Below are 14,283 nucleotides of genomic sequence, written 5' to 3' on the forward strand. Positions count from 1 at the left end.
GGCGAATGAAAAGCCCCGCACTTGCGGGGCTTTTTGTTTTGCGCACACGCTCGAGCCCGACGCGGTATGCTCTCCCCTTTCCGCGGCCATGGCCGCCGGAACGCACAAGATCAAAAGCGTAACGATGGAGATGCAGCATGAAATTCGACGTGGCGATCGTCGGCAGCGGCCTGGCAGGGCTGTCGGTCGCGCTCAATCTGGCCAGCACGCGACGTGTCGCGCTGATCGCGAAGCGTTCGATGATGGAGGGTGCAAGCGATAACGCGCAGGGCGGCATCGCGGCCGTCCTCGACTCGGCCGACAGCATCGAGAACCACGTCGACGACACGCTGGTCGCGGGTGGCGGCCTGTGCGACGAAGGCGCGACGCGCTACATCGTCGAGCACGGCCGCGAAGCGATCGAATGGCTGATCTCGCAAGGCGTGCCGTTCACGAAGGACGACGCGGCCGAGCTCGGCTTCCACCTGACGCGCGAGGGCGGCCACAGCCACCGCCGGATCATCCATGCGGCCGACGCGACCGGCCATGCGGTGCTCGCGACGCTGTCGGAGCGCGCGCGCCAGCATCCGAACATCACGTTCTTCGAAAACCACCACGCGATCGACCTGATCACGTCGGACCGGCTCGGCCTGCCCGGCCGCCGCTGTCACGGCCTGTATGCGCTCGACGTCGACAACGACCGCACGATCACGATCGAGGCGCCGCATACGGTGCTCGCGACGGGCGGCGCCGGCAAGGTCTACCTGTACACGACGAACCCCGACACGGCGACCGGCGACGGCATCGCCATGGCGTGGCGCGCGGGCTGCCGCGTGTCGAACATGGAATTCATCCAGTTCCACCCGACCTGCCTGTTCCATCCGTATGCAAAATCGTTCCTGATTTCGGAGGCCGTGCGCGGCGAAGGCGGCCTGCTGAAGCTGCCCGACGGCACGCGCTTCATGCCCGCACACGATCCGCGCGCCGAGCTTGCGCCGCGCGACATCGTCGCGCGCGCGATCGACTTCGAGATCAAGAAGCGCGGGATCGACTGCGTGTATCTCGACATCAGCCATCAGCCGGAAGCGTTCCTGCGCGAACACTTCCCGACGATCCACGCGCGCTGCCTCGAATTCGGCATCGACATCGCGAAACAACCGATTCCCGTCGTACCGGCCGCGCACTACACGTGCGGCGGCGTCGTGACCGATCTCGCCGGGCGCACCGATCTCGCGGGCCTGTATGCGGTCGGCGAAACGTCGTACACGGGGCTGCACGGCGCGAACCGGCTCGCGAGCAACTCGCTACTCGAATGTCTCGTGATCGGCCGTGCGGCGGCCGAAGCGATCGAGGCGGCCGGCTTCGATGCCGAAACGCCGGCCACGCTGCCCGCGTGGGACGAAAGCCGCGTGTCGGATGCGGACGAGGAAGTCGTCGTTGCGCACAACTGGGACGAGTTGCGCCGCCTGATGTGGAACTACGTCGGCATCGTGCGCACCGACAAGCGCCTCGAACGCGCGAAGCACCGGCTGTCGCTGCTGCGCGACGAGATCCACGAGTACTACGCGAACTTCCGCGTGACGCGCGACCTGCTCGAACTGCGCAACCTCGTCGACGTGGCGACGCTGATCGTGAAGAGCGCGCACTCGCGCCGCGAAAGCCGCGGGCTGCACTACAGCCGCGACTGGCCGAACACGCTGCCGAAGGCGTTGCCAAGCGTGCTCACGCCGCGCGCGCGCCGCTGAGCGGCGCGCCCTTCCCGGCTGCGCCCGCACAAGAAAAAAGGTTCATCGCAGGAAACCGTGGAGCGTTTGAGGGCGATTGCGTAACCTGACGCCTGATTCTATGGAGGTCAGGGGGAAGAATTGCTCGATCGCAAGGCGCTTCAGGCACTGGGCTGCTGGACCGGCTATCGGTTGGAACGGGTGGAATGGCCGGAAGGAGACGGCCATACGCTGTCGCTGCATCTGAAGCCAGTCAGCAAGGTCATGCACTGCGAACAGTGCGGCGCGCGCTGCCAGCAAATCCACGAGACGACGGTTCGGCGAGTGCGCGATCTGCCACTGTTCGAGTACCGAGTCGTGCTGCATGTCCCCCGCCGTCGGGTCTGGTGCGCACACTGCGGCGGCCCGAGGCTGGAGAAGCTGGCGTGGCTGGGCCGCTACCAGCGAGTGACGGAGCGGTTCGCCAAGGCCTGTGAGAAGCTGCTGCAAGCGGCCAGCGTGCAGGCGGTGGCAGCCTTCTACGACCTGGGCTGGCACACGGTCAAATCGATCGACAAGATGCGCTTGCGGGCTCGCGTGGCCGAGCCGGACTGGTCGACGATCCGCTATCTGGCAATGGACGAATTCGCGCTGCATAAGGGCCATCGCTACGCCACGGTGGTAGTTGATCCGATCGGCCGACAGGTGCTCTGGGTCGGCCCCGGACGTTCACGAGAAACGGCTCGAACCTTCTTCGAACAACTGCCCGAAGGCGTTGCCGAGCGCATCGAAGCGGTCGCGATCGACATGACCACGGCCTATGAGCTGGAGATCAAGGAGCAGTGCCCGCAAGCGGAAATCGTCTTTGACCTGTACCACGTCGTGGCCAAGTACGGCCGCGAAGTGATCGACAGGGTGCGAGTGGATCAGGCCAATCAACTACGACATGACAAGCCGGCCCGCAAGGTCCTGAAGTCCAGCCGCTGGCTGTTGCTGCGCAACCGTCACAACCTGAAACCAGAACAGGCCGTGCACCTGAAGGATCTGCTGGCCGCCAATCAGTCGCTGTTATGCGTCTACGTGCTGCGCGACGAACTCAAACGGCTCTGGTTCTACCGAAAGCCCGCCTGGGCGGAAAAGGCTTGGGGGCAATGGTTCGAACAGGCTCAGCAAAGCGGGATCGCCGCGCTGCAAAAGTTCGCTCAGCGCTTGCAGGGTTACTGGCACGGAATCGTGACTCGCTGCCGTCATCCGCTCAATACCAGCGTCGTCGAAGGCATCAACAACACCATCAAGGTCATCAAGCGTCGGGCTTATGGGTACCGCGACGAGGAATACTTCTTCCTCAAAATCCGCGCCGCGTTCCCCGGTAATCCGCGATGAACCAGAAAAAAGCCGTTGGCGTTTGCACGCCAACGGCTTTTTCGTCTGACCGCATGCCACTCGGTCAGTCGACGATCCGCATCGAATAGTCCGTTGCGCGCACGTCCTTCGTCAGCGCGCCGATCGAGATGCGATCGACGCCCGTCTCCGCGAACGCGCGCACCGTATCGAAATTGACGCCGCCAGACACTTCGAGCACGGCCTTGCCGTCCGCCACGCGCACCGCTTCACGCATCATGTCGAGCGTGAAGTTGTCGAGCAGCACCGACTGCGCGCGATGCGCGAGCGCCGTGTCGAGCTGCGCAAGCGTCTCGACCTCGACCTGCACGGGCACGCCCGAATCCAGCGCGAACGCCGCGTCGAGCGCCTCGCCGACGCCGCCCGCCGCTGCGATGTGGTTCTCCTTGATCAGGATGCCGTCGTACAGCGCGAGACGCTGGTTCTCGCCGCCGCCGACGCGCACCGCGTATTTCTGCGCGAGCCGCAGGCCCGGCAGCGTCTTGCGCGTATCGAGGATCTTCGCGCGCGTGCCTTCGACGCGATCAACGTAACGGCGCGTCGCGGTCGCGACGCCCGACAGCAGTTGCAGGAAGTTCAGCCCGTTGCGCTCGGCCGTCAGCAGCGCGCGCGCCGGCCCTTCGAGTTCGCAGACGGTCGAATCGGGCGACATCCGGTCGCCTTCGCGATAGCGCCATTGCACGACGATCGCCGGATCGATCCGGCCGATCACGGCCTCGAACCACGGCACGCCGCACAGCACGGCTTCCTCGCGCACGATAATGCGCGCGCGGCGACGCCCGCCGGCCGGCACGAGCCGCCCGGTCTGGTCGCCGGTGCCGACGTCTTCCGCGATCGCATCGGCAACGTTGCGCGCGATCGCGTCTTCGAATGCCGTGCCGTATTGCTCGCGGACGATCTCGAACAGCGGGGATACTGCGGTCGTCATGCCGCCTTCCGCCGGGCCGCCCCCAAGGACGGCGGCCGCCCCCTCGGGGGGCTGCGAACAAATGTGAGCTTGGGGGCCGTCCATTATGCCGCCCCCACGTTCGCAAACAGTTGCTGGTCGCGCTGCAGATCGCCGCTCGCCTGCACGCGCTTCTTCTGCGCGGCCGCGAAATCGAGCATCCGGTCGATCGGCAAGCGCGCGCGCGCGCCGATCGCGGGATCGACGAAGATCTCGTTGTGACCGCGTTCGAGCACGTCGGCGAGGTTCGCCAGGCCGTTCATTGCCATCCACGGGCAGTGCGCACAGCTCTTGCAGGTCGCGCTGTTGCCGGCCGTCGGCGCGGCGATGAAGGTCTTGCCGGGCGCCGCGAGCTGCATCTTGTGCAGGATCCCGAGATCGGTCGCGACGATGAAGTGCGTCGCGTCGAACTTGACCGCCGCGTCGATCAGCTGCGTGGTCGAGCCGACGACATCGGCCTGCGCAACGACGTTTTCCGGCGATTCGGGATGGACGAGCACCTTCGCGTCCGGATATTCGGCGCGCAGCAGATCGAGTTCGATACCCTTGAACTCGTCGTGGACGAGGCACGAACCCTGCCAGAGCAGCATGTCCGCGCCGGTTTTCTTCTGAATATAGTTGCCGAGATGGCGATCGGGCGCCCAGATGATCTTCTCGCCGCGCGCGTGCAGGTCGGCAACGATCTCGAGACCGATCGACGACGTGACCATCCAGTCCGCGCGCGCCTTGACGGCCGCGCTGGTGTTCGCGTAGACGACCACGGTGCGGTCGGGATGCGCATCGCAGAACGCCGAGAATTCGTCGACCGGGCAGCCGAGGTCGAGCGAACAGGTCGCATCGAGATCGGGCATCAGGATCCGCTTGTTCGGGCTCAGGATCTTCGCGGTTTCACCCATGAAGCGCACGCCGGCGACGACCAGCGTCTGTGCTTCGTGATCGCGGCCGAAGCGGGCCATTTCGAGCGAATCGGCGACGCAACCGCCCGTTTCGTCGGCCAGCTCCTGCAATTCGGCATCCACGTAGTAGTGCGCGACCAGCACGGCCTTTTCACGTACGAGCAACGCCTTGATGCGCGCCTTCAGCGCGGCGCGCTCCTCGGGGGACGGCGTATCGGGTACTTTTGCCCATGCCTGTCCGACACCGCAGACCGCGCCTGCCGCGACCGGACGGTCGTACTCGACGGGTTTGATCGTCGATTGCATCTCCATATCTCCTGTCGACCAGAGTTAGTGCTTTAGCACTTACTCTGGTCCCATGCTTTGCGGTCGACCGGAGTTAGCACTTCAGCGCTTACTTCGGTCCCATGCTTTGCGGTCGACCAGAGTTAGCACTTCAGCGCTTGCTTCGGTCCCATCCAAAGCTCAACCCTGTTGACGGCCACCTCGAAAACCGGCGGCCCAAATGAAAAAACCCCGCCAACGCGGGGTTTGTGACGTCCTTAGATTCTAATCGATTTCGAATCAGGCGTAGCGACGCAGGCGCGTCGCGAATTCCTGCAGCGACTTGATGCCGCTTTGTTCTGCGCGATGGCACCAATCCTGCAATTGCGCGAGAAGCTGCTCGCGCGACGCGGTCGAGCGATCCCAGATTGCGGCGAGATCCTGGCGCAGCTGGAAGTACGTGTGCAGCTTCTGGCTGTTCGCGAAGATTTCCGGCAGCAGCTTCTTCTGCGGCTCGTCGAGGCCCTCGGCGTCCTTGTGGAACCACTTGCGCGCGCCGCGCATCAGCTGGTACTTCTCGCTCGAACCTAGCTCCTTCAGGTGCGCGAGCTCCTGACGGTACGCACGCTTCACGGCCTTGCCGTAGCGCGCCATCACTTCGTAGCGGTTCGACAGCACGGCCTGCAGCGTTTCCTGGTCGAGCACCATCTTCGGCTTGTTCAGGCGCGGCGTCGGTGCGACCTTCTTCACCTTCGCGAGACCGAACGCCGACATGATGCGGATGTACATCCAGCCGATGTCGAACTCGTACCACTTGTTCGACAGCTTCGCCGACGTCGCGAACGTGTGGTGGTTGTTGTGCAGTTCTTCGCCGCCGATCACGATGCCCCACGGGAACAGGTTCGTGCTCGCGTCGGCCGAGTTGAAGTTGCGATAACCCCAGAAGTGACCGAAGCCGTTGACGACGCCAGCCGCCCAGAACGGAATCCAGACCATCTGCACGGCCCACACGGTCAGGCCGAGCACGCCGAACAGCGCGACGTCGATCACCATCATCATGCTGATGCCGAGGATCGGGTACTTCGTGTAGACGTTGCGCTCCATCCAGTCGTTCGGCGTACCGTGGCTGAACTTGCGCATCGTTTCTTCGTTCTTTGCTTCCGCGCGGTACAGCTCGGCACCCTCGAGGAACACCTTCCAGATGCCGCGCGTCTGCGGGCTGTGCGGATCTTCCTCGGTTTCGCACTTCGCATGGTGCTTGCGGTGAATCGCGGCCCACTGCCCCGTCAGCATGCCGGTCGTCATCCACAGCCAGAAGCGGAAGAAGTGGCTCGCGATCGGATGCAGCTCCAGCGCGCGGTGCGCCTGGCAGCGGTGCAGGTAGACCGTCACGCCGATGATCGTGACGTGCGTGACGGCGAGCGCGAACAGCGCGACCTGCCACCACGAAAAACGCAGGAGCCCGTGGGAAAGAAAATCGAGCAGGGAATTCAACAAGGCAGTTACCTGTGATGAGAGCGACGCCAGCCCGCGCAGACGTCAGAAAAATGAAAGCATACCGCGGATAGACCAGAATTTTACTTCAACCGTTCCAAGTCTTTGTAAAAAATGAATATTTTCTTGCCCTGACGCAATTAGAGCAGTCCATGGGCGGACCAGGAAAGGCTTCCGATCCGGTTCCGACCGCGGGGTCGATACGATTGACGACCGACACGCCCTACGCAGCCGGTGCGCGCCCGTCCGCCGCGCCGTTGCCGGCCGCCGGATCGTGCGCGGCCACGGCACCGGCGGCGGGAAAGCCGTCCGGCAACCCGACGACGCGCACTTCGCGCTGCGGAAACGGAATCGAAATCCCGTGCTCGCTGAACAGCCGCCAGATGTTGCGGTTCACGGTCGAACGCACGCCCGACGTGCCTTTCGCCGAATCCTCGATCCAGAAGCCGAGCTCCAGGTCGATCCCGTCCGCGCCGAAACTCACGAGATACGGAGTCGGTGCGGGCTCCGCCAGCACCCGCGGCACGCCCTTCGCGGCGTCGGCGAGCAACCCGAGCGCGTGCTCGACGTCGCTCGTGTATGCGACCTGCACCGCGACCTTCGCATACCCGCGCGTCAGGTACGACGACTGGTTCTGCACGACGTCGGTGATCAGCTTCTCGTTCGGGATCAGCGTCTCGTTGCCGTCGAGGCCGCGCACGACCGTATAACGCGTGCGGATCTGCGTGACGACGCCTTGCAACCCGCCGACGCTGATCGCGTCGCCGAGCCGCAGCGAGCGGTCGAGCAGGATGATGAAGCCCGACACGTAGTTGCTTGCGATCTTCTGCAGCCCGAAACCAAGGCCGACGCCCACCGCGCCGCCGAACACGCCGAGCACCGTCACGTCGATACCGACGAGCGACAGCCCGATCAGGATCGCCGCGAACACGAGCAGCGCGCGGCCGACCCGCGACAGCACGACCTTCAGGTTCCCGTCGAGCGTGCTCGCGCGCGCGAGGCGATCCTCGAGCACCGAGCCGAGCCACATCGCGACCATCAGCGTCACGCACACCCACAGCGCGCCGGAGATCAGCGACAGCAGCGTGAGGTGCGCATTGGCGACGCGGAACTGCACGCTGTCGAGCCAGCCAAGCACGTCGCGCTGGATGCCGAGCACGGTCAGCACCATCGCGGCCCACACGACGGTCGACACGATCTTCTCGACGATCGACAGCCACGCATGCGTGTGGCCATCGCGGGCGAACACGCGCCGCGCGAAGAAGAACAGCACGTAGATCAGCCCGATGCCGAACAGCGGCACAAGCGCGAGCGACAGCAGCGACGTCGACATGAACGGGTCGAACGCGAACTGCGCGACACCCGCGAAGACGCCGCCGAACAACGGGAACAACGCGCGCTTCAGGCTTTGTGCGCCCGCACCGGGCGCGCGGCCGGCCGCCCGGCGGCGCGCATCGATCCGGCCGTGCACGAAGCGCGCGGCCACCCACGCGAAACACAGCGCGCCGACGAGGATCGCCGCCTGCCAGATCATCACCGGCTGGTGGAAATCGCGAATCACCGATGCCAGCCGGTGCGACAGCAGGCGGCTCTGCAGATTCTCCATCGTCCGTCCGGGCCGCCGTTACTGCGCCCGCCGTTCGAGCACCGCGGCGAAGAAGCCGTCGGTCGCGTGACGATGCGGCCACAGCGACAGGTAGTCGCCCATCTCGAGCTCGATGCGCTGGTCAGCCAGCACCTTCTGCGCAGGCACCAGCACGAACTCGGGGTGGTCGGCCAGAAACTGTTCGACGATGCTCTCGTTCTCCGCGTCGAGCACGCTGCAGGTCGCGTAGACGAGCCGGCCGCCCTTCTTCACGAGGCGCGCGGCGCTCGCGAGGATCGACGCCTGCTTCGGCGCCAGTTCGTCGATCGCCGTGCGCGACTGGCGCCATTTCAGGTCGGGATTGCGGCGCAGCGTGCCGAGGCCGCTGCACGGCGCGTCGACCAGCACGCGGTCGATCTTGCCGGCGAGCCGCTTGATCTTCGCATCGTGCTCGCTGTCGATCAGCACGGGATTCACGTTCGACAGCCCGCTGCGCGCGAGGCGCGGCTTGAGCTTCGCGAGGCGCTTTTCCGACACGTCGAACGCATAGAGGCGCCCGGTCGAGCGCATCATCGCGCCGAGCGCGAGCGTCTTGCCGCCCGCGCCCGCGCAGAAATCGACGATCATCTCGCCGCGGCGCGGCGCGACCAGCGAGCACAGCAGCTGGCTGCCTTCGTCCTGCACCTCGATCTGGCCTTCGATGAACAGCGGGAGCTTCGTGAGCGCCGGCTTGCCGACGACGCGCACGCCGTACGGCGCGAACGGCGTCGCGCCGGCGTCGATCCCGCTCGCGCGCAGCGCGTCGACCACCTGCTCGCGGCTCGCCTTGAGCGCGTTCGCGCGCAGATCGAGCGGCGCCGGATAGTTGAGCGCGGCAGCGAGCTGCGCGAGTTCATCGGCATCGAAGCGGGTCGCCAGCGCCTGGTGGATCCACTCGGGCAGGTTGGTGCGAATGCGCACGGGCAGGCTCGCCGGATCGATCTTCGACACATGCTCGAGCCACGCGGCCTCGCCGGCCGACACGAACGGCTTCAGCGCGTTGCGGCCCATCGTCTGCATCAGGCCGAGCAGCGTGAGACGCCGCGCAGGCGTGCCCGTGCCGCTTTCGGCAAGATGCGAAAACTCCATCTTCCGGCGCAGCACCGCGAACACCGCCTCGGCGATCACGCCGCGCTCGGCATGCCCGAGCTTCGGGTGCGCGCGGAAGAACCGGCTCGTCGTCGCGTCGGCGGGGCCGGCGAACTTCAGCACCTCGGCCAGCAAAGTCTCGGTCTGGCCGATCAGGAATCCGTGCAGCTTCATACGCCCTCACTCGTTTCGGTATGCGGTTGATCCGCGAAAATCCAGCGCGCCTCTTCCGGCGCCACCACTGCACGGCCGTTCTCGAGGCGCAAGCGCCCCTCGACGAACCAGCGCACCGCGCGCGGATACAGCACATGCTCGACCGTCAGCACGCGCTGCGCGAGCGCGGCCGCGTCGTCGCCCGCGCGCACGGGCACCGCGCCCTGCGCGACGATCGCGCCGCTGTCGAGCTCGGGGATGACGAAGTGCACGCTCGCGCCATGCAGCGCGACACCCGCGTCGAGCGCCTGCTGGTGCGTGTGGATGCCCTTGAAGCTCGGCAGCAGCGACGGATGGACGTTCAGCAGCCGGCCTTCATATTGTCTGACGAATGCCGGCGTGAGAATGCGCATGAAGCCCGCGAGAACGACGAGATCGGGCGCGAAACGGTCGATTTCGGCGGCGAGCGCCGCATCGAAGCTGTCGCGGCCGTCGAACGACCGGTGGTCGACCACCGCCGTCGCCACCCCGTGCGACGCGGCAAAAGCCAGGCCGGCCGCATCGGGCCGGTTGGCGATCACGGCGGCAACCTCGGCCGGCCAGCGTTCCTGCGCGCACGCGCGTACGATGGCCTCCATGTTGCTGCCGCGACCGGAAATCAGGATCACGAGTTTTTTCATCCGCGAATTTTACCATTCGCCCCCGCGTTTCCCGCCTTCTCGGCCGCCGGCCCGCCCGAACGTTTATAATCTTCTGCTTTGCGGCATCCCACCGCCCATTCCCCGACGCTGCATCCGCTATCGTGAAAGTCTTCCGCGGCCTGCCCAACGCCGAAAGCCGCGCCCCGTGCGCGCTGACGATCGGCAACTTCGATGGTGTCCATCGCGGCCACCAGGCCTTGCTCGCGCGCGTGCGCGCGGCAGCGGACGCGCGCGGCCTGCCCGTGTGCGTGATGACTTTCGAGCCGCACCCGCGCGAATTCTTCAACCCGGCCGGCGCGCCGCCGCGCATCGCGATGCTGCGCGACAAGCTCGAGGCGCTGCGCGATCACGGCGTCGATCGCGTCGTCGTCGAGCACTTCAACCACACGTTCGCGAGCCAGTCGCCGCAGGCATTCGTCGAGCGCACGCTCGTCGGCGGGCTGCACACGCGCTGGATGATGGTCGGCGACGATTTCTGCTACGGCGCGAAGCGCGCGGGCACCTTCGACACGCTGAAGGCAGCCGGCGAGCAGTACGGCTTCGAGGTCGAGCAGATGGGCACGGTGGCCGGCAGCGACGGCACGCGCATCTCCAGCTCGGGCGTGCGCACCGCGCTCGCGGCCGGCGATCTCGACGCGGCCGCGCAGGCGCTCGGCCACGGCTATGCGATCAGCGGCCACGTCGCGCACGGGCTCAAGCTCGGCCGCGACCTCGGCTTCCCGACGCTGAACCTGCCGATCGCGCACAAGCGGCCGGCGCTCATGGGCATCTTCGTCGTGCAGGTGCACGGCCTCGGCCCCGCCCCGCTGCCGGGCGTCGCGAGCCTCGGCCTGCGCCCGACCGTCGACGATTCGGGCCGTGTGCTGCTCGAAGTCCACCTGCTCGACTGGCACGGCGATGCGTACGGCAAGCTCGTCCGTGTCGAATTCCTGAAGAAGCTGCGCGACGAAGCGAAATTCGACGATCTCGAGGCCCTGTCGCGCGCGATCGCACTGGACGTCGCGAATGCGCGCGCGTATTTCATCGAGCGCGACCGTGCGCCGGGCAGCCGCGCAACGGGCTTCTCGACGTCGGCAACCGACCGAATTAGCTGATCCGGACGGCGGCGCCCCGCGCCGCGCCCTCGCGCCGCTCACTCGCGCGCATACCCGATTCACGACGCACGAGCGTCCCCCGATTTGATAGCGATCCCATCATGAGCAACAAGAAAGCCGATTCGAAACCGCAGGCCAAGTATCCGGTCAACCTGCTCGACACGCCGTTCCCGATGCGCGGCGACCTGCCCAAGCGCGAGCCGCAGTGGGTCAAGGAATGGGAAGAGCGCGGCATCTACGACAAGATCCGCGCGGCCAGCAGCGGCCGGCCGAAGTTCATCCTGCACGACGGCCCGCCGTATGCGAACGGCGACATCCACCTCGGCCACGCCGTCAACAAGATCCTGAAGGACATCGTCGTCAAGTCGCGCAACATGGCCGGCTTCGACGCGCCGTACGTGCCGGGCTGGGATTGCCACGGGATGCCGATCGAGATCCAGATCGAGAAACAGTTCGGCAAGTCGCTGCCGGCGGCCGAAGTGATGAGCAAGGCGCGCGCGTACGCGACCGAGCAGATCGAGAAGCAGAAGGTCGGCTTCAAGCGCCTCGGCGTACTCGGCGACTGGGCCAACCCGTACAAGACGATGAACTTCGTCAACGAGGCGGAGGAGATCCGCGCGCTCGGCAAGATCATCGAGAAGGGTTATGTGTATCGTGGGCTGAAGCCGGTGAACTGGTGCTTCGACTGCGGTTCGGCGCTCGCGGAAGCGGAAGTCGAATACAAGGACCGCACCGATCCGACGATCGACGTGATGTTCGCGTTCGCGGAACCGGAAAAGACCGCGCAGGCGTTCGACCTGCCGGCACTGCCGCGCGCCGAGGGCGGCATCGTGATCTGGACCACCACGCCGTGGACGATTCCGGCGAACCAGGCGCTGAACCTCCATCCGGAAATCGTCTACGCGCTGGTCGACACCGAGCGCGGGTTGCTGATCATCGCGGAAGAGCGCGTCGCCGCGTGCATGGAAGAATTCAAGCTGACGGGCCGCGTCGTCGCGACCGCGCCCGGCGTGAAGCTCGCGAACCTGCGCTTCCACCACCCGCTCGCATCGGCCCACCCCGGCTACAAGCGCACCGCGCCTGTCTACCTCGGCGACTACGTGACGACCGACACGGGTACCGGCGTCGTGCACTCGTCGCCCGCGTACGGCATCGAGGACTTCATGTCCTGCAAGGCGCACGGGATGACCGATTCGGACTTCATCAACCCGGTGATGGGCGACGGCCGCTATATCGAATCGCTGCCGCTGTTCGGCGGCCTGTCGATCTGGGATGCGAACCCGAAGATCGTCGAAGCGCTGAACGCAGCCGGCTCGCTGCTGCGCAGCGAGAAGTACACGCACAGCTACATGCACTGCTGGCGCCACAAGACGCCGATCATCTACCGCGCGACGTCGCAGTGGTTCGCGGGCATGGACGTGACGCCGCGCGACGGCGGCAAGACGCTGCGCGAAGCGGCGCTCGAAGGCGTCGACGCGACCGCGTTCTACCCGTCGTGGGGCAAGCAGCGCCTGTTCAGCATGATCGCGAACCGCCCCGACTGGACGCTGTCGCGCCAGCGCCAATGGGGCGTGCCGATGGCGTTCTTCGTGCACAAGGAAACCGGCGAGCTGCACCCGCGCACGCTCGAACTGCTCGAGGAAGTCGCGAAGCGCGTCGAGCAGTCGGGCATCGAGGCATGGCAGACGCTCGACCCGCGCGAGCTGATCGGCGACGACGCGAACCTGTACGAAAAGAACCGCGACACGCTCGACGTGTGGTTCGACTCGGGCACGACGCACTGGCACGTGCTGCGCGGCTCGCACAAGGATCAGCTGCAGTTCCCGGCCGACCTGTACCTCGAAGGCTCGGACCAGCATCGCGGCTGGTTCCACTCGTCGCTGCTGACCGCATCGATGATCGACGGCTGCGCGCCGTACAAGGGCCTGCTCACGCACGGCTTCACGGTCGACGGCGAAGGCCGCAAGATGAGCAAGTCGCTCGGCAACGGCGTCGACCCGCATGAAGTCGCAAACCGCCTCGGCGCGGAAATCATCCGCCTGTGGATCGCATCGACCGACTATTCGGGCGAGCTCGCGATCTCCGAGGAAATCCTGAAGCGCGTGACCGAAGGCTATCGCCGCATCCGCAACACGCTGCGCTTCCTGCTCGCGAACCTGTCGGATTTCGACTTCGCGCAGCACGCGGTGCCCGTCGACGAATGGCTCGAGATCGATCGCTATGCGGTTGCCTTCTCCGAGCAACTGCAGACGGAACTGCTCGGCCACTACGAAAAGTACGAATTCCACCCGGTCGTCGCGAAGCTGCAGACGTACTGCTCGGAAGATCTCGGCGGCTTCTACCTCGACGTGCTGAAGGACCGCCTGTACACGAGCGCGGCCGATTCGCGCGCCCGCCGCTCCGCGCAGACGGCGCTGTACCACCTGACGCACGGCCTGCTGCGCGTGCTCGCGCCGTTCCTGTCGTTCACGGCGGAAGAAGCATGGAAGGTGTTCCAGCCGGCCAGCGAAACGATTTTCACGGAAACGTACTACGCGTATCCGGAAGTCGCCGGCGCGGCCGCGCTGATCGAGAAGTGGGCACTGCTGCGCGACGTGCGCGGCAACGTGACGAAGGCGCTCGAGGAAGCGCGCACCGCGAACCGCATCGGTTCGTCGCTGCAGGCCGAAGTCGCCGTGCACGCGAGCGGCGCGCGTTACGACGCGCTCGCGAGCCTCGGCGAAGACCTGAAATTCGTGCTGATCACGTCGGCCGCGACGGTCGTCAAGGTCGACGACGAAGCGCAGGAAAGCGTCGACGTGGCCGCGTCGAAGTACCAGAAGTGCGAACGCTGCTGGCACTACCGCGACGATGTCGGCGCGCACGCCGATCATCCGACGCTGTGCGGCCGCTGCTTCTCCAACCTGTTTGAAAACGGCGAAATCCGGAGCGCTGCTTAA

10 protein-coding genes are annotated in these 14,283 nt (G+C 66.0%); 4 read left to right on the forward strand and 6 right to left on the reverse strand.

Annotated elements, in window-relative coordinates; all coding sequences use genetic code 11:
* Positions 1-137 precede the first annotated feature (137 nt).
* Positions 138-1,724, forward strand: a complete 1,587-nt coding sequence (nadB, locus tag CUJ89_RS13980) for an L-aspartate oxidase (protein WP_114177830.1) — start codon at positions 138-140, stop codon at positions 1,722-1,724.
* 120 nt (positions 1,725-1,844) lie between these two features.
* On the forward strand, positions 1,845-3,065 hold the full coding sequence (locus CUJ89_RS13985; protein WP_114177831.1) for an ISL3 family transposase: 1,221 nt from the start codon (positions 1,845-1,847) through the stop codon (positions 3,063-3,065).
* Between the two features lie 64 nt (positions 3,066-3,129).
* On the opposite strand, the gene nadC is transcribed toward CUJ89_RS13985, so the two are convergent.
* The 6 genes from nadC to purN all read right to left on the reverse strand — a co-directional run bounded on the left by nadC (position 3,130) and on the right by purN (position 10,229).
* Complete coding sequence (nadC, locus tag CUJ89_RS13990; protein WP_114177832.1) at positions 3,130-4,011, reverse strand: carboxylating nicotinate-nucleotide diphosphorylase; 882 nt, start codon at positions 4,009-4,011, stop codon at positions 3,130-3,132.
* An 83-nt stretch (positions 4,012-4,094) separates the two neighbouring features.
* Entirely contained in the window at positions 4,095-5,231 is a 1,137-nt protein-coding gene (nadA, locus tag CUJ89_RS13995) for a quinolinate synthase NadA (RefSeq protein ID WP_114178616.1), read from the reverse strand.
* 258 nt (positions 5,232-5,489) lie between these two features.
* Positions 5,490-6,686: an acyl-CoA desaturase gene (locus tag CUJ89_RS14000; RefSeq protein ID WP_114177833.1), complete on the reverse strand. Its 1,197-nt coding sequence runs from the start codon at positions 6,684-6,686 to the stop codon at positions 5,490-5,492.
* A gap of 220 nt (positions 6,687-6,906) precedes the next feature.
* Positions 6,907-8,289: a mechanosensitive ion channel family protein gene (locus CUJ89_RS14005; RefSeq protein WP_114177834.1), complete on the reverse strand. Its 1,383-nt coding sequence runs from the start codon at positions 8,287-8,289 to the stop codon at positions 6,907-6,909.
* A gap of 18 nt (positions 8,290-8,307) precedes the next feature.
* Entirely contained in the window at positions 8,308-9,570 is a 1,263-nt protein-coding gene (locus CUJ89_RS14010) for an RsmB/NOP family class I SAM-dependent RNA methyltransferase (protein ID WP_114177835.1), read from the reverse strand.
* Positions 9,567-10,229, reverse strand: a complete 663-nt coding sequence (gene purN, locus CUJ89_RS14015; protein ID WP_114177836.1) for a phosphoribosylglycinamide formyltransferase — start codon at positions 10,227-10,229, stop codon at positions 9,567-9,569. The genes CUJ89_RS14010 and purN overlap by 4 nt, the downstream gene beginning before the upstream one ends.
* 122 nt (positions 10,230-10,351) lie before the next feature.
* Between purN and CUJ89_RS14020 the strand changes: the two genes are divergently transcribed.
* Complete coding sequence (locus CUJ89_RS14020) at positions 10,352-11,344, forward strand: bifunctional riboflavin kinase/FAD synthetase (RefSeq protein ID WP_114177837.1); 993 nt, start codon at positions 10,352-10,354, stop codon at positions 11,342-11,344.
* Between the two features lie 101 nt (positions 11,345-11,445).
* On the forward strand, positions 11,446-14,283 hold the full coding sequence (gene ileS / locus CUJ89_RS14025) for an isoleucine--tRNA ligase (RefSeq protein WP_114177838.1): 2,838 nt from the start codon (positions 11,446-11,448) through the stop codon (positions 14,281-14,283).

The organism is Burkholderia pyrrocinia, from assembly GCF_003330765.1.
Taxonomy (GTDB): domain Bacteria; phylum Pseudomonadota; class Gammaproteobacteria; order Burkholderiales; family Burkholderiaceae; genus Burkholderia; species Burkholderia pyrrocinia_B.